Source organism: Clostridium algoriphilum, from assembly GCF_020443705.1.
GTDB lineage: Bacteria > Bacillota > Clostridia > Clostridiales > Clostridiaceae > Clostridium_AD > Clostridium_AD algoriphilum.
This window is the reverse complement of sequence record NZ_JAIZZK010000001.1, coordinates 18,174-37,870: the sequence shown is the minus strand read 5'-3', so window position 1 is coordinate 37,870 and position 19,697 is coordinate 18,174. Positions and strand designations below refer to the sequence as shown.

The 19,697-nt window shown below is 31.0% G+C and carries 14 protein-coding genes; 3 read left to right on the top strand and 11 right to left on the bottom strand.

What is annotated here, in order from left to right; all coding sequences use genetic code 11:
• Positions 1 to 38: 38 nt before the first annotated feature.
• The 9 genes from LGK95_RS00175 to mraZ form a co-directional block, all read right to left on the bottom strand.
• A complete protein-coding gene (locus LGK95_RS00175) occupies positions 39 to 848 on the bottom strand; it encodes a cell division protein FtsQ/DivIB (protein WP_226120949.1) in 810 nt (269 codons plus the stop codon).
• 271 nt (positions 849 to 1,119) lie between these two features.
• Complete coding sequence (spoVE, locus tag LGK95_RS00170; RefSeq protein WP_226120947.1) at positions 1,120 to 2,226, bottom strand: stage V sporulation protein E; 1,107 nt, start codon at positions 2,224 to 2,226, stop codon at positions 1,120 to 1,122.
• A 17-nt stretch (positions 2,227 to 2,243) separates the two neighbouring features.
• Entirely contained in the window at positions 2,244 to 3,200 is a 957-nt protein-coding gene (gene mraY, locus LGK95_RS00165; protein ID WP_226120945.1) for a phospho-N-acetylmuramoyl-pentapeptide-transferase, read from the bottom strand.
• On the bottom strand, positions 3,197 to 4,594 hold the full coding sequence (locus LGK95_RS00160) for a UDP-N-acetylmuramoyl-tripeptide--D-alanyl-D-alanine ligase (protein ID WP_226120943.1): 1,398 nt from the start codon (positions 4,592 to 4,594) through the stop codon (positions 3,197 to 3,199). The genes mraY and LGK95_RS00160 overlap by 4 nt, the downstream gene beginning before the upstream one ends.
• Complete coding sequence (locus LGK95_RS00155) at positions 4,595 to 6,040, bottom strand: UDP-N-acetylmuramoyl-L-alanyl-D-glutamate--2,6-diaminopimelate ligase (protein WP_226120941.1); 1,446 nt, start codon at positions 6,038 to 6,040, stop codon at positions 4,595 to 4,597.
• 242 nt (positions 6,041 to 6,282) lie between these two features.
• On the bottom strand, positions 6,283 to 8,478 hold the full coding sequence (locus LGK95_RS00150; RefSeq protein WP_226120939.1) for a stage V sporulation protein D: 2,196 nt from the start codon (positions 8,476 to 8,478) through the stop codon (positions 6,283 to 6,285).
• Positions 8,479 to 8,532: 54 nt separating this feature from the next.
• Positions 8,533 to 9,018 carry a cell division protein FtsL gene (locus tag LGK95_RS00145; RefSeq protein WP_226120937.1) on the bottom strand — a complete coding sequence of 162 codons (486 nt, stop codon included), beginning with the start codon at positions 9,016 to 9,018 and terminating at the stop codon, positions 8,533 to 8,535.
• A gap of 27 nt (positions 9,019 to 9,045) precedes the next feature.
• On the bottom strand, positions 9,046 to 9,978 hold the full coding sequence (rsmH, locus tag LGK95_RS00140) for a 16S rRNA (cytosine(1402)-N(4))-methyltransferase RsmH (RefSeq protein ID WP_226120935.1): 933 nt from the start codon (positions 9,976 to 9,978) through the stop codon (positions 9,046 to 9,048).
• A gap of 13 nt (positions 9,979 to 9,991) precedes the next feature.
• The gene (gene mraZ / locus LGK95_RS00135; protein WP_226120933.1) at positions 9,992 to 10,420 is read right to left on the bottom strand and encodes a division/cell wall cluster transcriptional repressor MraZ; all 429 of its coding nucleotides are present in this window, start codon (positions 10,418 to 10,420) and stop codon (positions 9,992 to 9,994) included.
• Positions 10,421 to 10,727: 307 nt separating this feature from the next.
• Here mraZ and ychF point away from each other — a divergent pair, with 307 nt between their 5' ends.
• The gene (gene ychF, locus LGK95_RS00130; protein WP_226120931.1) at positions 10,728 to 11,825 is read left to right on the top strand and encodes a redox-regulated ATPase YchF; all 1,098 of its coding nucleotides are present in this window, start codon (positions 10,728 to 10,730) and stop codon (positions 11,823 to 11,825) included.
• A gap of 282 nt (positions 11,826 to 12,107) precedes the next feature.
• Here ychF and LGK95_RS00125 read toward each other — a convergent pair whose 3' ends face one another.
• Entirely contained in the window at positions 12,108 to 14,405 is a 2,298-nt protein-coding gene (locus LGK95_RS00125) for an AAA family ATPase (RefSeq protein WP_226120929.1), read from the bottom strand.
• A gap of 246 nt (positions 14,406 to 14,651) precedes the next feature.
• Between LGK95_RS00125 and LGK95_RS00120 the strand changes: the two genes are divergently transcribed.
• Entirely contained in the window at positions 14,652 to 15,065 is a 414-nt protein-coding gene (locus LGK95_RS00120; protein ID WP_226120927.1) for a hypothetical protein, read from the top strand.
• A gap of 49 nt (positions 15,066 to 15,114) precedes the next feature.
• Here the strand turns inward: LGK95_RS00120 and LGK95_RS00115 are convergent, their stop codons facing one another.
• On the bottom strand, positions 15,115 to 17,721 hold the full coding sequence (locus LGK95_RS00115; protein ID WP_226120925.1) for a calcium-translocating P-type ATPase, PMCA-type: 2,607 nt from the start codon (positions 17,719 to 17,721) through the stop codon (positions 15,115 to 15,117).
• Between the two features lie 299 nt (positions 17,722 to 18,020).
• On the opposite strand from LGK95_RS00115, the gene LGK95_RS00110 reads away from it, so the two are divergent.
• Positions 18,021 to 19,664, top strand: a complete 1,644-nt coding sequence (locus LGK95_RS00110; RefSeq protein ID WP_226120923.1) for a putative manganese-dependent inorganic diphosphatase — start codon at positions 18,021 to 18,023, stop codon at positions 19,662 to 19,664.
• The last annotated feature ends 33 nt before the right edge of the window (positions 19,665 to 19,697 follow it).

Below are 19,697 nucleotides of genomic sequence, written 5' to 3'. Positions count from 1 at the left end.
GCTAAAATCCGGGGATATTATTATTGTTAAATCTTCTTCTATTTTTTTTCTATAATGACAACTGGATTTCCTGTAAAACTAACATCTACATATCCCTTTGCACCCTGATATTTAAGTTGCGTAATAATATTTATTGCTTTATTAAATTTGTCTTTTAAATCATCAGTTGTTCCAAACTTAATACACATCTCCCCTGTGAAAACCTTGACATCTATCACATTACTTACATCTACCATTGTTATATCACTATCTCTATTAGCTTTCCTATATTCATTAATAATATTTGTTATGTCTTTTATAATATTAATTCTTCGATCATTCTTTGATCCAACCAATTGGCCTACTTCAGTTTTTTGATAATTAAAGCCTATCAATTTCACTAAATTCATGTTTTTTATATTAGATCTTTTTTCAAGTAGAATTCCATTGTTATCTAAAATATAATAATCATTATTTACTTTTCCATAAAACACTGCTACTTTTTCCTGTACTTGTATTGTAATTTTACTCGGAAGACCTTTTTTAACTTTTACACCTACAATATACGGATTTTTCATGATTTGCTTTTTACTGTCATTAAAATTTTCATATAAAATATTACTTCCTAAGTGAACTTTCGCCGTATCATATATTTCATCCTTAGAAGAATTATTATTTCCTGTTATTTCAATGCTTGTAATATTAAAATAAGGCAACTTAATGCATAATGTAATTAATGTAGATATCATTATGATTACTAATAACATCAAAACCCTTATTTTTTTATTTTTTTTTCTTTTATGTAATAACTTTTCTTTATTTTGTATAATATAGTTACCTTTTATAAGATCCTCGCCTTTTTTCTTCATTCACTTCCCCGCATTCATTAAAATTAATTATTCACAGTTTATATATTAATATACGTAATATATATATATTGCATATTATGTATATTACTGTAAAACAAATTCACACATTATTTATACAATTTAGTTTTAAACTAGCTTCTTATATATAATAACACTTAATTTAATTATTTTCATCTCAATTTCAGTGTATTTTTTATAAATTATTAAAATTTAATATAAAAATTCAAATTAGAGCATAAAAATAGGCATGCATATATGCATGCCTTTAATTTTAATTTTTATTTACGGTTTGCCTTGACACATTTAAAAGTATTCCCATTGCAAACATATTGAACACCAGAGCAGACCCACCATAACTTATGAATGGTAACGGCACACCTGTTACTGGCATTGATCCAGTTACTACTGCGATATTTATAACTGCTTGAATAGCTATAACAGATGTAATTCCAATAGCTAAAATGGTACCGTACATATCTTTAGCAGTAACTGCTGTTTTAATACCACGCCATACAAAAATTATAAATAATAACATTATAAAGGCGCATCCGATTAGTCCTAATTCTTCACCAATTATTGCAAAGATAAAGTCAGTGTGGGGTTCAGGTATATAAAGGCATTTTTGTCTTGATTGTCCAATACCTGCCCCAGTAATCCCTCCTGACCCAAGTGCGAGAAGTGATTGAACTAGTTGATACCCATCTCCCTGACTATCCTTAAATGGATTTGTGAAATTCATTAGTCTCGCCATTCGATAAGGCTCAAGTATTGTTGCAGCACCAACTGCCGCAACAAGCGTTGCCCCTATACCAAAAATATGCATGAATTTTGCTCCAACAGCAAATAGAATAATCATAGTTACAATCATTATAACCGCTGCAATACTTAAATTTCTCCCAACTAAGATTAAACCTGCATAAAATCCTGAAACTAATAAGTATGGACATACCCCTTTTAAAAATTCTTTAACTTTTTCACCTTTTTTATCCAAACTTTTAGCCATAAACAATACTACAGTATATTTTGCAATTTCTGATGGTTGAAAGGATGCGGATCCTAACTGAATCCATCTCTTAGCTCCGTTAATTGCTGGGAATGCAAACACAGCCAATAATAATATTATAGTAATTAGCATAATGAGTCCAGTATATTTTTTTATACTATGGTAATCAATTTTAATAGCTGTGACCATAAATATACATCCAATACATGCCCACAATAATTGCTTTTTCAAAAAAAATTCTGGATCATTAAATTTGAAAGCAGCATAATATGAACTGGCACTATAGACCATTACTACTCCAATGGACACAAGCAGTATTATTGTCGCGAATAATACAAAATCTAATTGTCCCATTTTAACCTTGTATTTTTTCATATTACATCCTCCTTACATCACTTATAGGTAAATGATAAAAATCCAATTAAACAGAATATTACTGTTACAATTGAGAATACTGCGACAATCTTAGTTTCATTCCATCCACTCAATTCAAAATGATGATGAATTGGAGCCATTTTAAATACTCTCTTACCTGTAGCCTTAAACCCTAAAACTTGAATGATCACAGATAGAGCCTCTAAAACATATATCCCTCCAACGATTGCAACAAGTATCGGTGATTTTAGTATCATACCAACTGCGGCTACAGCACCCCCAAGTGCAAGGGACCCCATATCTCCCATAAAAATTTGCGCTTTATAAGAATTAAATTTCAAAAATCCGAGTAATGCACCTGCAAGCGCAGCACAGAATATTGCAAGAGTAGTATGAAACATCATATTACTAACCAATGCAAAGAATGTCATAACTACTATCGTAACACAAGTAGCCAATCCATCTAAACCATCTGTTAAATTAACCGCATTTGTTGTTGCTGCAAAATAAAAAATAGCTAAAGGAACATACCAAATGCCTAAATCTATGCTCTTATTAGAAAATGGTATCATTATGTCCGTTCCTGCCTTAAGTGAATAATAATAACCAATTAAACCAGCTACTATAACTAAAAGCAGCATCTTATGTTTAGAGGAAAGACCTTCATTTTTTTTATGTGCTGTTTTTAGCATATCATCAATAAGCCCTATAATTCCAAACGCAATAAAACAATATACTGCAATCATAGCTTCATCACTAGTATGTCTTACAATAATTAGCATAGTAATTATTGTTGAAATCATGAATATTATACCACCCATAGTAGGTGTTCCCGCTTTTTTGAGATGACTTTTAGGCCCTTCTGCTCTTATATTTTGACCAAACTTAAGCTTATGTAACATAGGTATTAAAAAGGGTCCTTGTATAATCGATAAAAAAAATGCAATTAAAACTGCATATATAATTAAACTCATTTTTCTATCACCTCTTTAGCATTTAAATTTTCTAATTGTTTAACTATACTCTCAAGCTTCATATATCTTGAAGCTTTAACTAAAACAACATCATTTTTTCCAATCTTCGCATCTAGAAAAGAAACTACCTCCTTATAGGTTTTAAAACTCCTATATTTATCTATATCGTTAAATCCTTCTTTATATGCCTGATTAAATTCACCTAGAGCAATTAATAGATCAATATTTTTAAATTTTGCATATTTGCCAACTTGTTTGTGTGCATTATATTCGCCATCTCCTAGTTCCTTCATAGTACCAAGAATTGCGATTTTAGAACTTCCATGAGTATTACAAAGTACGTCTATTGCAGCTATCATTGAATCTGGACTAGCGTTATAACAATCGTTAATTACTATAAACTTTTCGCCTTTTGTTATATCTAGGCGCATAGATGTAGCTTCTAATCTTATAAATCCTTTAGCAATCTCATTATATTCCATACCCATTTCTCTTGCGCAAGCTACTGCAAGCATTGAATTCAATATGTTATGACGTCCTGGTATATTTACCTCAATAATATCTTTTATTAAACTTTTCTTGTCAAGTACATTGAAGTTTATTTTATTTTCGTCAATCTTTAAATTGCATGCTAATAAATCTGCTTCTGAATCAATTCCTGTTTTTATAAGTTTATAGTCTGATGTACTTATATCTTTTAATAAATCATTATCGGAATTTACAATTAAAACTTTGTCTTTATTAAAATAATCAGTTATCTCCATTTTAGCCTTTAAAATATTTTCTCTAGTCTTAAGATTTTCAAGGTGAGACATTCCAATATTAGTAATAATAGCAATATCAGGTTTTGAAGTCTCACATAAGTTATGAATTTCTCCAAAATCACTCATACCCATCTCAAGTACAGCAACATCGTAACTTTTATCTAACTTAAATATCATCATAGGAAGTCCTATTTCATTATTAAAATTACCTAATGTTTTAAATACTTTAAATTTTTCACTAAGCACTGCAGCAACAAGATCTTTCGTGGATGTTTTGCCAGTTGAGCCAGTAATACCTACTACTTTTAAGTTTAGTTTATTTATATAATATTTAGCAAGATTGAGTAATGCCTTTTTAGTGTCCACTACCTTAATTACAGATGTTTTTGTATTAAGTTTCGCCTTATCATATTTTATTTCATCAATAATGCAAATTGAAGCTCCTTTATTACTAGCTTCAACTATGAAATCATTCGCATTAAAATTTTCACCTTGAATTGCTATAAATATATCCTTATCTTTTATAATCCTCGTATCTATACATACATTGTTATATAAAGTTTGTTCACCATCAATTAGTATTTTTCCCCCAGTTGCCTCAAGTATCTCGTCAAGACTTATATACTCCATTTAAAATTGCTCCTTTATTATTTCTGAAATAACTTCTCGCTCATCAAAATGTATTGTTTTCTCTTTAAGCACCTGATAGTCCTCATGACCTTTTCCTGCAATTACAATTACATCACCTGTTTTTGCAATCTCAATTGATCTTTTTATAGCTGCGCGTCTATTCTCTATAATTTCAAAATTATGCCTTACTATTCCTTTTACTACATCATTTATTATTTCCATTGGTTCCTCTGTTCTTGGATTGTCAGAGGTTATCAATGAAATATCACTTAAATCAGTTCCAATTTTGCCCATTATAGCTCTTTTTGTTTTGTCTCTATCTCCTCCACACCCAAAAACGGATATAAGTTTACCCTTTGTAAATTCCCTGACAGTTTTTAATATGTTTTCTAGTCCGTCAGGAGTATGTGCATAGTCTAAAATTATTTCAAATCCCAAGTTATGGTTATTCTCAACAAGTTCACAACGTCCAAGTACTTGCACCTTTTGTAGAGCTTTTTTAATTGCAGATATTTCTACGCCTTGATTTAGGCAAACTGCAATAGATCCAAGTGCATTGTATATATTATAATTCCCTGGTATGTTTAATTTAATTTCAAAAGAGTTGTCTTTATACTGCACGATAAATTCGCTACCCCTAGAATGCATTTTTATATCAGTTGCCATAATATCTGCATTGTTATTTAGTCCATAGCTTAATTTACTCTTTGTAATTAAATTATAGGCTTTTACACCATATGTATCATCTATGTTAATTATAGAACTTTTACTATACTTAAATAGCTTTAATTTTGCATTAAAATAATTCTCAAATGTTTTATGAAAATCTAAATGATCTTGAGTCAAATTTGTAAAAATGCTTTCACAAAATTCTATCCCATAGACTCTGTCTAAACTTAGGGAGTGAGAAGAGACCTCCATAACACAATAATCCACCTTAGAATCTACCATTTCTTTAAAAAGTTCATGTAATTCAAGTGATTCTGGAGTTGTTCTTTCTGTATGAATTTTCTTTTCACCAATAAAATTTGCTATAGTTCCTATAAGCCCAACCTTGTACCCTTGCTCTTCCAAAATAGCTTTAATCATAAAAACTGAAGTTGTTTTACCATTAGTACCTGTAACCCCTATCATTTTCATGCCTCGACTTGGATTTTCATAGTAATTAGATGCACTTATAGCTAATGCCTTTCTGCTTTCTTCTACCTTAAGCACCGTAGCATTTATGTGGTTTTCTATGCCCTTTTGGCATACAATGGCAACAGCACCATTGTCAATTGCATTTTGTATGTATTTATGCCCATCAAGATTATATCCTTCTATGCAGAAAAATATATCCCCTTTTTTAATCTTTCTTGAATCATATTGAATGTTTTCTACATCTATATCAATATCACCCTTTATTAAATTAAAGTTAATATTCTCCATTATTTTTCTTAACTTCATATTATCACTCCCTTACCCTTTTACATGATAAATCCGACAGCTCAGAAATGCTGAGTCCTGTCGGTTTTTATTATCACGTGCATAATTTATAATTATACACTATATTTAATTACATTTCAGAAGGAATATCATTTATTTCTAAAAGTAGGTACTACAACCTGTAATAAAATTGAGCATTCAGTAAGAATATAAATTTCCTGCTGAAGCCATTAATATTGAGCACCGCAGGTGATGATGAATAGCTAGTCAGCTATAACATCTAGATTAACTGTAACCGTAGTTCCTTTTTTAACTTCTTTTCCTTCTAAGCTTTGTTCTGATACTATTCCACTACCAATAAATTGAACTTTTAGCCCAAGACTATTTAAAAGTTTACTGGCATTTTCAGAACTATTACCTTTAATGTTTGGAACCACGACCATATTACTGGCTTCCTTTACCGCACCAGTGTGCAAAATTATTTCACTACCTTCTTTAACTGTGTATCCAGGTTTTGGAGTCATATCAGTAATAGTCTCTCCCTGTGCACTTAATTTTGACTTTAGACTGTTTTCTTTTAATAATTTTTCTGCATCTATTTTTTTAAGACCTCTTACCTCTGGTACAATAATATCCTTAAGTAAACTTTTACCAACTTCCTCACTAGAAGCATCAGATTTTAATGCTAAGTAATTAAAAATATCATTAAAAACTTGTTTTCCAACTACTGTTGCAATCTGGCCACCATAGTAATTAGAAGGGTCTGGTTCATCAATGTTAATTAGTAATGTTATTTGGGGATCATTTGCAGGCGCCATTCCTGCGAATGATGAAACATATTTTTGTGGTGCATAACCAGGCCCTGTTGTACTGATTTTTTGAGCAGTTCCTGTCTTTCCAGCAATATGGTATCCTGCAATAAATGCCTTCTTGCCACCACCATTTTCTACAACTTGTTCAAGGTAACTGCGCAGTTGCTTTGAAGTTTTCGCGTCTACTATTTGCTTCTCATTGTATTTAGAATATTTTTGTAGAACGGTTTTAGTATTTGAATCTCCATAATCAACTATCTCTTTCATGACATGAGGAGTAATAAGTTTTCCTCCGTTTGCTATAGCATTAAAGCCTGTTAAATACTGCACGCAAGACAGCGTATTACTTTGACCAAATGAAGTTACTGCTACATCTAGTGCCGTCATATCCTTAGTTTTTCTAATTATCCCGAGTGCTTCTCCATTTAAATCAATACCAGTTTTTTTACCAAACCCAAACAGAGAAATATATTTATTTAGTTTTTCCGGTCCTAGTCTTCTACCTAACTCCATAAATCCAACATTACATGAATTCTTTAGTATGTCTATAAAGTTTTCAGCTCCATGCCCTGTTGTTTTCCAACATTTAATTGTTCTACCTGCAACTACAGTGCTTCCAGTACAGTTGAATTTATCATCTTCCTTAACTACTCCTTCTTCCATAGCAGCTATTGACGTAAATACTTTAAATATAGACCCGGGCTCAAAAGTATCACTTACTGCCCTGTTTCTCCATACCTTCTGATTTTCGTCATAAGTTTTACTAAGATCCCAAGGATCATTAGGATTATAGTCTGGTTTGTTAGCCATGCCTAATATTTCTCCATTTTTAGGATTCATTGCAATTATACTAACTGCATTTGCCTTATTATCAATCATAGCTTGCGATGCTGCCTTTTCACAAAAATATTGAATCATCTCATCAATAGTGAGCACAACATCTTTACCCTCTATAGGTTTTGTATAATCAGATATTGTATAAGGAAGTTCTTCACTTTTTCTGTCAGTTTCTGAGATCTTTATTCCAGGTACTCCCGATAGAAATTTATTGTAATAAAGTTCAACACCTGTGAGTCCATTTCCATCAGAATTAGTATGTCCTAGAACACTTGCTAAAAAATTATTATTAGGATAATACCTTTTTGTATCTCCAGTAATAACAATACCACGAAGATTATGTTTTTTTGAGAAATCATTAATTTTATCAGATGTAGCCTTATCTATTCTTCTCTTTAATATGGCTGCTCCAATTGCTTTTCCTTTTGAATTAGTCTTAGTTAAAATAGGTAAAACTTCACTCGATTTCATTCCAAGTATTGTGGCGAGTTCTGGCGCAATGTCATTCATAGTTAACTTATTCTTTTTAATAGTTTCTCGTAATGAGTTAAGATCTAAATCAACTCTAAAGACATTTGCACTTATGGCTAATTCTTTTCCATTTCGATCTAATATTCGTCCCCGTTTGGGTGCAATCCGAACATCACTTGTCCACTGCAAAACAGCTTTTTCTTTATACTCTTTTCCTTTAGCTATCATTACGTAGCTTAGCCTACTAACTAATAGAATAAACAAAAGAAAAAGTATGAAAAAGACAACCAACATTCTACGTTTAACTAATACCTTGTCTCTATACTCTCCTCTTGCCAATATGGTTCCCCCTTAATGGTCCTCTCTAAATTAGATAGTAGGACTGATTACTACCTAAAATATAATATTTTTAATTTTAGTGACTACATCGTTACTTGTTTTCACTCCGTCGTCTTCTTTTGATTGTAAATTGTTTTTACTCAAATTTAGGTATTGTATATCACTAACCTTTGGTTTAACCATGTGAAGTCTTTTAGTTGCTGTTTCTTCTATATAGCTTATATTTCTAAACTTGATTAGATCTACTGCATATGAGTCATTTTCTTTGTTTAGTACTTCTATTTCATTTTTAGCTTTAGAATTTACCTGTTGATAATTGTAAATTATACAATACCTAGCAACAATAATTATGCCAACAACAAAACCTAAAACGATATTTGTAAGAACACTTTTCTTCTTTTTTATTTGCCTAAGCTTTTTACTGTCCGCAACCTGTGATCGTGATTTTTCTAAGTCCTCATACTTTCGTTTTTTATATGGTTCATCTGGCACTAAAACGGTATTTCCATCCATTCGAAACTTGTTTTTTTCTATTATCACTTTATTCACCCCACCCATAATTTAGAACTAAATCTTTTCAGCCACTCTCAATTTTGCACTTCTACTCCTTGAATTTATCTCCACTTCTTCTTCTGTTGCCCTTATCGGCTTTCTACTTATAAGTTTTACAATCGGTGTTTTACCACACACACACATAGGTAACTCTTTCGGACATTTACATGGATCTTCTAAGTCTTTAAACTTAACTTTAACAATTCTATCTTCAAGTGACTGGAATGTAATTATTGCCATTCTTCCACCACTATTAAGTCTATGAATTCCATCCTCAATTGCTTTATTGAGGATTTTTAATTCTCCGTTAACTTCAATTCTTATTCCTTGGAAAGTTCTTTTAGCTGGATGACCCCCATCCCTCTTAAACTTTGCAGGAATCGCTGCATCTATAACATCCACTAATTGCAAAGTAGTATTAATTGGTTCAATTTTTCTTCTATCTACTATGAAACCAGCAATTCTTTTAGAAAATTTTTCTTCGCCATAGTTTCTTAAAACATCTGCTATCTGCTGCTCTTCGTAGTTATTTACCACATCATATGCAGTTATACCTTTACTTCTATCCATTCTCATGTCAAGATTGGCGTCCCTCATGTAGCTAAAGCCACGTTCTGCATTATCTAGCTGATATGACGATACCCCTAAATCCATAAAGATACCATCAACCTTACCTATCCCTAATTTGTCGAGTATAACATCAATGTTATAAAAATTATCATGAACATATGTAACATTGTTATATTCTTTGATTTTTTCCTTGGCAGCTTTTAATGCGTCCTCGTCTTGGTCGATTCCAATTAACCGTCCTTTAGTGGATAATCTTTTTAAAATTTCTAAAGAATGCCCTGCACCACCTAGTGTACAATCAACATAAATTCCATCTTCTTTAATATCTAGTGCATCAAGGCACTCGTTTAACAAAACTGATACATGTTTAAATTCCATACTTTCTCTCCTTCTATATACCTAATTCACTCATTTTTTCTGCTATCTCGTCAAAATCGATATCCGATTCATTATATTTATCCCATTTATCCTTAGCCCATATTTCTATTCTAGTTGATACTCCTATGCTTACTATTTCCTTTTGTATTGAAGCATATTCACATAAATTTTGTGGTATTAAAGCTCTTCCCTGCTTATCAATGGTTATTTCATTAGCTCCAGAGAAGAAAAAACGAACAAATGCTCTGGCATCTTTACTAGTTAATGGAAGTTTTTTTAATTTTTCTTCCATTATCGTCCATTCCGCCTTTGTATATATGTATAAGCATCCATCAAGACCTTTAGTCAATATAAAATCACTGCCTAATCCATCTCTGAATTTGGTGGGGATAATCATTCTGTTTTTACTATCAATGGCATGTTGGTATTCACCAATAAACATAATATTCCCCCACCTTATAAATTCACTCCACTTTGAACCACTTTAATCCATTTTAAACCACTATTAAGTAATATTCTATAGAAAAATGAAAATTCCTTCTTATTTTCCTCCAATTTCAAAATTTTTTTAAATTAATTCAATCAATACAACGCTAAATTTAAATTTATTTACTAATATTCAATTATTATCCACTACGTTTCAAACCTAAACCATTGTTCTAATTTACTTTCTTGAAATGCAATAAGATGTAGGGTATAATTTTGGAGTGATTAATAATCTAAAACGCATGAAAGGAATGTACATATATATGAAACTAGGAATTGTAGGTTTACCGAACGTAGGAAAAAGCACATTATTTAACGCAATAACAAAAGCAGGCGCAGAATCTGCTAATTATCCATTTTGTACTATCGAACCAAATATAGGTGTTGTTAGTGTACCTGACAAAAGATTGGATGTACTTAAAGCTATTTATAATAGTAAAAAGATAATTCATACTGCAATTGAATTTTATGATATAGCTGGTCTTGTAAAAGGGGCAAGTAAAGGAGAGGGCTTAGGTAATAAGTTTCTAGCTCACATCAGGGAAGTAGAGTCTATTGTTCATGTTGTAAGATGTTTTGATGATGAAAATGTCATACATGTAGATGGCAATGTTGATCCTTTAAGGGATATAGATACTATTAACTTAGAGCTTATTTTTTCTGACCTTGATGTATTAGAAAGAAGAATGGAAAGGTCAGTAAAACTTGTACGCTCTGGAGACAAAATAGCTAAAATGGAATATGAACTTATGGAAAAAATAAAGGAGCACCTTGAAGCAAACCTTCCAGCAAGGACACTAGAGTTTAACGAAGAAGAAACTATTTTTGTGAACAGTCTTTTCCTTATTACATCGAAACCAGTATTATATGCTGCAAACATTAGCGAAGATGACCTAATGTCTGGTAATACTGAAAATGATATGGTTAAAAAGGTTATTGACTTTGCCGCTGGAGAAAATTCAGAAGTAATTGTAGTTTGCGCAAGACTCGAAGAAGAATTATCCGCTTTAGAGGATGATGAAAAAATGGAGCTTCTACAAGAATATGGCCTTACTGAAACAGGCCTTGATAAACTTATTCACTCAAGCTATAAACTACTTGGACTTATGAGTTTCCTAACTGCAGGTCCTCAAGAAATAAGAGCATGGACTATACACATTGGAACCAAAGCCCCTGCAGCTGCAGGTAAAATCCACTCAGATATAGAAAGAGGTTTTATAAGGGCTGAAATAGTTTCTTATGATAATTTAGTTGAATGCAAAAGTGAAGCTGTTGCTAAGGAAAAGGGACAATATAGACTTGAAGGAAAAGAATATATCATGCAAGATGGTGATGTAGTTAACTTTAGATTTAATGTATAAAAAAAAGCACAGATACTATAAAATTAGTATCTGTGCTTTTTCTCATTCTTTGTTAACAAAAATTATATATTGCTCCAATGCTTTCACTTCACCAAGCAATTCTAAAATTTATTATATTTATAGATGCTAAAACCTACAAACTCGCTCTCGCTCAAACATTTGGTTTTCTTACGCATCCATAAATATAATAAATTAAGAATTGCTAAGGTTTGTTCAAACGCATTTTACACAATATATAATTTTGTTAACATACTATGAAAACAATTTTATTATTCTTATTAATTATTTTCTACTACTATATTTTTTCAATTCCTTAGTAATAACTACCATCAATGATTCAAAGTTATATTCAGACTCTCCCATTAATACTCCGATTGCATCATCTATAGATGTCATTGTATATATATGAAAGTTTCCATTTTGTATTTCCCTTTCAACTTCTTCACTTAAAACCAAATCTTCTGCATTAGATAAAGGTATCAATACTCCCTTGCCATTTATAGTGTCTATGGCTTTACATGCTGCAAAGAAGCCTTCTATCTTATCATTTACTCCTCCTATAGGTTGAACATCACCAAATTGGTTTACTGAGCCTGTCATGGCAATATTTTGCTTTATAGGAATTTTACTTAGGGCTGATAGCATACATAATATTTCTGCAACCGATGCACTGTCCCCATCTATTTTACCATAAATCTGTTCAAAGCTTAAATGGAAATCAACTGGTAGCCTAGTGAATCCACCATTTATAGTACTCATATAACCCTTTAGTATATTAATAGATTTACTATGGATACTACCACTCATATTACTCTCTTGCTGAACATCTATAATGTTACCTGCTCCCTTGTAACAACAGCAAGTTATTTTTATTGGCTTACCAAAGCTAAAATATCCTGTATCAATTACTGAAAGTCCATTCACTTGCCCAATTTTACTACTTGTAACGTCAATAAGCATTTTCTTTTCAGTATAGTGGTTTAGAATTTCCTTTTCCATAATGTCTTTTTTATAACCTACTTCAATTATATCATCGAAACTAATCTCTTCTTTATTTTCTTTATTAACCTTATTGCTAGCTAATATTAATAACTTGTTTATTTCATGAATATCATAGTATATTTTCTTTCTGCTCTGAGTCTTCCTAGACATAATCTTTGCAACTTCTCTTATAGCTCCCTTTGTAAGGAACTTAAAATTGTTTTCGCTACAAATTTTATCTATTTCAAACACCAAAGAACTCTTTAATTCATTATCTATATCCTGTACTTGGTTACATTCAGCTTTTATAGTGAAAATTTTTCTAAAGTCTTCGTCATAGTTATAAAGAAGATCGTATGTCTCATAATCACCAATGAGAATTATTTTTGATTTAATTGGTATAGGCTCTGGCTTTAATGTGTTGCTTAAGGCAATGAGCTCATAATGGCTACTTGTACACGCAACATCTACCTCACCAGTTAATAATGATTTTTTTAAGTTATAGTATGCTAAAGGATTACTTATTAAATTACTCATTCTAATTACCAAACACCCTTCATTCGCTTTGAGCAAACTACCACTCTTTATAAACCCAATATCTGTGGAATAAACTCCTTTATGATTTTCATATTCTATATTACCAATTAAGTTTGCTAAATTTGGGTCCTGTTCAAAAATAACTGGTGGAATTTGATTTTTGCTATTGTCTACAATAACATTTACAATATATTTGCAGATAATATCATTTATCTTTTCCTCATCATCGTCGTAACTTAAAGAATAATTGTCAACTAGTTTGTTTTCTATATCACTACATACTATATCAAAATAATCTTGTACAACTTTATCCTCTATAAACATATTTTTATATTCTTGTTTTAAATCATACATTTCATTCGTATAGTACTCTTCCATTATTTGTTTTATTTTTTGTAGATCCATAACTTCGATATCTTTTAGCTGCTCTAATATTTCCTTAGCTTTACCTTTTAACATTCTTGCTGTAAATAAAATACTTTCTTTTCTTTCTTTATTTAATGTGTCATATTCGTTCTCAGACATTTCCTTGCCATTACTTAAAGGTATGAAGGTAAATCCACTATTATTGGATTTTATATCAAAACCTTTTTCCTTTGCTGTATCTATTAGACTACCTATTAGCTCATTTCTTTCCCTTTGGATGCTTTCCTGAATTTCTTCCTTTTCCATATTTGTAGAATTATTATAAAATTGAAATGTGCACTCTAAATATTCGTTCTGCAGATCCTCGAGTGCCTCTTTTAGCTTATTGCCTCCCCCATTGCTTACGAATATTGGCTTAGGAAATTTTTCATTCTCATATAACACATAACAAATGTCCTTAGGCTTGCTCTTATTCTCAAATATTTTATTTACATATTTCATAATATCTTTAAGTGATTCTTTTGAAAAATCGTCTATTAAATATACATTAAAACCCTCTTCATCTATACTCATGGCAGTTTTAATATTTTCTATCACATCAGAATACTGTGGCATAGAATCTAACGATTCTACCCTATCCATATTTTCAATATCAAATTCATATATAATATCCTTCAGAGTTAATTCCCTATTCATACTCCGCCTCCTTTCAATTCTTTATTATATTAATATTCTCAAATTACACATTGGGTACAAATATTATCGCTATGAGTTAATAATATTTTATAAAATTAGTTGTGTATAATATTTTTTTATACACAATTTTATTAATAAATATTAAAATATACATTTATTAATACTTGAGTTAAATTACTACATAAGATATAATAGGTTTATTGAATTTTTATATTTAATAATTTCTATTGTAAAGGAGTAATACTGATGGGATTAAAAGATAAATTAACCAATAGTTACACACAAGCTTATTTAAAAAGATATGGTGATAGACTTACTCAAGCACAAGGTAGGGTTCTATCCGTCAAAGTAGAGGAAAAAAATTATTTTGGAATTTTTTATAAATTACTGGTAACTATCCTAGTAAAGGCTGACGGAAGCAAATCAATTGCTAGATGTGTATTTAAGAAAAAACGTTGGTTTAAAAAAGTTAACTTTATATCTGTGCTTCAAGGTCATTCCGTTATAATACAAGGTATGAAAGGCAAAAAAGGTAAAGAACACAGAGAACAAATTCAAATTGTAAACATTAGAAATATGACTACTAAAAAAGACTTGGTACCAATGAAGGGCGATGCTCCAAAGGTGCAAAGAGTAAGAGCTGATAAACGTTTTAAATAATAAAAGCTATATGACTTAGTCATATAGCTTTTATTATTTACATTAATTCCTAGTGCTTGTGCATTAGATATAAATACAAACTATTTATAAATGAGATAATACCTGAGAAAAATAAAATTATTAACCATTGACCAGCATTAAGTGGTATAGTGTGAAATACATTTTGCATAAAAGGAATATACACTATGCAAAGTAACATAATTACGGATATACCTACTGCCCCAATTAAATACAAATTTGTAAAAGGGTTAATTTCAAATAAAGAGTGTTTTTCTGATCTACATTCAAAAACATGTATAAGTTGAGATAAAACTAAAGTTCCAAGAGCTAGTGTTCTACATGCTTCAATACTCATACCATAATATTTGCCACCGATAAATGCTAGAATTGTACAAATACCGATTAAGCAGCCCCTAATAATAATTTTTTCTGTAAGTCCTCTTGAAAATACACTCTCATTCTTTCCTCTAGGTTTTTCTAGCATAATATCAGTATCAGCAGGATCAACACCCAAAGCAATAGCTGGAAGTCCATCAGTAACTAAATTTACGAATAATATTTGTATTGGAAGAAGTGGATTATCTAAGTAGAACAGTGAAGCTAAAAACATGGTAAGTACTTCACCTAAGTTACAAGATAATAGATACCTTATAAACTTTCTTATATTATTATATATTACTCGACCTTCTTCAACTGCTGAAACAATAGTTGCAAAATTGTCATCTAAAAGAATCATAGAAGCCGCTTCCTTAGTTACATCTGTTCCTGATATGCCCATAGCAATTCCAATATCTGCTTCTTTAATTGCTGGAGCATCATTTACACCATCTCCAGTCATAGCAACAATATGTTTCTTATGCTTAAAAGCTTTAACTATCCTTAACTTGTGTTTTGGACTTACCCTTGCAAATATTCTTAAATCATCAATTTTTTTATCTAATTGCTTATCACTTAATTTATCTAGTTCATCTCCAGTTATAACTTCCTCTTGGTATTTGCATATATCTAAATCTTTCCCAATAGCATAAGCTGTATTTTTGTGGTCACCTGTTATCATTACAGGTTTTATTCCTGCGATTTTGCACTTTATTACTGCCTCTTTTACTTCTTTTCTTGGAGGATCAATAATACCCGCTACGCCTATAAATATTAAATTACTCTCCAGACTATCATTATGCACTATGCCAGTCACTTTATATGCACAAGCAATACACCTTAATGCCTTATAAGACATAGACTCTACAGCCCTTATGAGTCTGCTTTTATAATTAGGAAGCATTGGCTGCACCACTCCATCAACCAATATATAATTACAACTCTCTATAACTCGCTCAGGAGCTCCCTTTACATAGCAAGTTTCCTTATCATTTTCTTTAACAACCACTGACATAATTTTTCTTGTTGAATTAAAGGGTATTTCATATACCCTTCTAGATTTGTTTAAAAAATCTTGAAGTTCTTTTGTGTTCTTAAAAAGTCCTTTAATTAATGCAGTTTCCGTAGGATCACCAAATAAGCATTTCACCATATTTTTTTCATTGAAATCGTAATTACAATCATTACAATATGTATAGGCTTTTTTCATCACTAGATTTGATGGAATTTTATCACTATCAACATTGTAACCCTGTCCATTAAAATAGAATGCTTTTACTGTCATATTGTTTTCAGTTAGAGTACCTGTTTTATCAGTACATATTACAGAAGTACAACCTAAAGTTTCAACGGCTGGTAACTTTCTTACTAATGCATTCCTTTTAAGCATTCTAGATACTCCTAATGCTAAAGCTACTGTAACGATAGCAGTCAATCCCTCTGGTATTGCAGCTACTGCAAGGCTAACTCCTAATAGGAACATTTCATACTTATCTTGTCCACGCCAAATACCCATGAAAGTTACAACTAAGCAAATTATTATACAAAGTATAACCAGTATCTTTCCAAGATGCGCCAATCTTTCTTTTAATGGAGACTTCTCATTATCTATACTATGAAGCATATCTGCTATTTTTCCCATTTCTGTGCTCATGCCTGTGGCAATAACCTTTGCTTTAGCTTTACCTGTAAGGATTATGGTTCCCATAAAAATGTTGTTATCCTTGGATTTAGCGCTTTTATTTACTCCAGCAGATTCTCCAGTAAGTAATGATTCATCCAGCATTACATTATTATCATCAGTCAAAATGCAATCTGCAGGAACTCTATCTCCACTTTCTAAGATTACTAAATCACCTGGCACCAAATATATTGCATTTATAACAAGTACACCATCATTTCTAAATACTTTAGCAGTTGGTGCTGCTAGTTTACTAAGAGCCTCTAGTGAGCGCTCAGTTCTATATTCTTGAATAAAACCTAATATTCCATTCATTATAACTATAATAAATATAGTTATAGCATCCGCTTTCTCTCCCATAAAGCCTGAAAGCACAGTCGCTGCAATTAATATCCATGTAATAAAGTCATTAAATTGTGAAATAAATATTTGAATAGCAGTTATTTTCTTTTTATTTTCTAGTTTATTAAATCCATATTTTTTTAATCTACTTTCGGCATCTGCACTGGTGAGTCCTCTTGATGAGTTCTTACTGTCATACCCAAATCCCCTTGACTTGTTTTTATCCTTTTTATTATCATTTGAAACTTGTTCATTCATCACTTACATGTCCCCCCTTACTTTTCTAAGAATAAGTAACTTTTTTTAAGTGGTACAGATTCTTTCAAGTTGCTATATTTTTATACTCTTCTAATATATGTGTTTGCCTCCTTACATATGAAAAAAATATAGCATATTATTTTATTTATGGTATATTTTTTTAAATAACATTGGTTTTTTCTTTACAATATGGGAGTTTGAATATAAACTAATACTATAATGATTGTTAGTGAAAATGACAAAGATAATAATAATTAATAATTGTTGTCTACCCCAGATGAATATTAGGAGGCTTATACTTGAAAAACATTATTTATATTACTGGGCATAGAAATCCAGATACTGATTCTATTTGCGCTGCTATTTCCTATGCAGAGTTTAAAAATAAGACTGGAAAAATTTGTGCTGTACCTATAAGACTTGGTGAAGTTAATCGTGAAACACAATTTATTCTTAATTACTTTAATGTAGAGGAACCAGAGCTTATAACTACGGTTAAAACTCAAATTTCTGATTTAGACATTGACATTGTGGCCCCTATTTCACCACAAATTTCTTTGAAAATGGCATGGTCCATTATGAAAAGGAATAATATTAAAACTCTACCTGTAATTGATGAAAACAATAGATTGGCTGGCGTTGTTTCAGTTTCAAATCTTGCTTCAAACTATTTAGATATTTGGGATAATTCTATTCTTGCCAAAAGTAATACACCAATTGAGAATATTCTAGATACTCTATCAGCTAAATGCTTGTACACACCAGAAGGAGATTTTAAAACAACTGGAAAGATTGTTGTAGCTGCTATGCATCCTGATAGTACAAAATCTGTAATTGAAGCTGGTGATATTTCTATTTGTGGGGATAGAGACGATACTCAAAACTTGTTAATTAGTTCTAAGGTTTCTCTTTTAATAATTACAGGTAATCATACTCCAACAGATGAAATTATTAAGCTTGCAAAAACTAATAAATGCACAATAATATTAACCCCTTTTGACACTTTTACAGCTTCTAGATTAATAACTCAGAGCATCCCTATCCATTATGTTATGACCACAAAAAACCTTGTTAGTTTTAATTCAGAAGATTTTGTTGAGGACATAAAACATATTATGATTGAGACAAGATATAGAAGTTATCCAGTTCTTGATCAAGATAATAAAGTTATTGGAAGTATATCAAGATTCCACTTAATATCAGAAAACAGAAAAAAAGTAATACTAGTTGATCATAATGAAAAAGCCCAATCTGTGGAAGGGCTTGAAGACTCTGATGTATTAGAAATAATAGACCATCACAGAATTGCAGATGTGCAAACTGGACAACCTATATATTTTAGAAATGAACCTGTAGGAAGCACTTCAACAATAGTCGCTACCATATTCTTTGAAAATGGTATTAGGCCTTCTAAAAGTGTTGCTGGTCTTTTATGTGCAGCAATTATATCTGATACATTACTTTTAAAATCTCCTACCTCCACTTTAGTCGATGAACTTACATTAAAAAGATTAGCTCAAATTGCTGATTTAAATGTGGAAGAGTTTGCTAAGGAAATGTTTAAAGCTGGTACCTCTTTAGAAGGTAAAACTGCTGAGGAAATTTTCTATCAAGACTTTAAGACTTTTACCCTTAATAATTTTAAAGTAGGAGTATCACAAGTTGGTACAATGTATATTGAAGGCTTCGACTCACTAAAAGAAGACATGATAGATTTAATGAATAAAAAAGCCAAAGAAAATGGTTTTGCATTGGTTTTATTAATGCTAACTGATATATTAAATGGAGGTTCAGTATTAATAGCTGCAGGGGAACATAAAGAGATTATATCAAAAGCCTTTAATGTTACTCTAACTAATAGTGGTGTATATGTTCCAGGTCTTGTTTCAAGAAAAAAACAAGTTATACCACCTATTACAGTTGCAATGAACAAAATAAAATAATTTTTTTATATAAAACAGAGCATATACATCCCA

Bases quoted from the DNA above. Each gene is read 5' to 3' on its own strand.
- LGK95_RS00175 (WP_226120949.1), bottom strand. From the start codon at position 848: ATGAAGAAAAAAGGCGAGGATCTTATAAAAGGTAACTATATTATACAA.
- spoVE (WP_226120947.1), bottom strand. From the start codon at position 2,226: ATGAAAAAATACAAGGTTAAAATGGGACAATTAGATTTTGTATTATTC.
- mraY (WP_226120945.1), bottom strand. From the start codon at position 3,200: ATGAGTTTAATTATATATGCAGTTTTAATTGCATTTTTTTTATCGATT.
- LGK95_RS00160 (WP_226120943.1), bottom strand. From the start codon at position 4,594: ATGGAGTATATAAGTCTTGACGAGATACTTGAGGCAACTGGGGGAAAA.
- LGK95_RS00155 (WP_226120941.1), bottom strand. From the start codon at position 6,040: ATGAAGTTAAGAAAAATAATGGAGAATATTAACTTTAATTTAATAAAG.
- rsmH (WP_226120935.1), bottom strand. From the start codon at position 9,978: ATGGAATTTAAACATGTATCAGTTTTGTTAAACGAGTGCCTTGATGCA.
- mraZ (WP_226120933.1), bottom strand. From the start codon at position 10,420: ATGTTTATTGGTGAATACCAACATGCCATTGATAGTAAAAACAGAATG.
- ychF (WP_226120931.1), top strand. From the start codon at position 10,728: ATGAAACTAGGAATTGTAGGTTTACCGAACGTAGGAAAAAGCACATTA.
- LGK95_RS00125 (WP_226120929.1), bottom strand. From the start codon at position 14,405: ATGAATAGGGAATTAACTCTGAAGGATATTATATATGAATTTGATATT.
- LGK95_RS00120 (WP_226120927.1), top strand. From the start codon at position 14,652: ATGGGATTAAAAGATAAATTAACCAATAGTTACACACAAGCTTATTTA.
- LGK95_RS00115 (WP_226120925.1), bottom strand. From the start codon at position 17,721: ATGAATGAACAAGTTTCAAATGATAATAAAAAGGATAAAAACAAGTCA.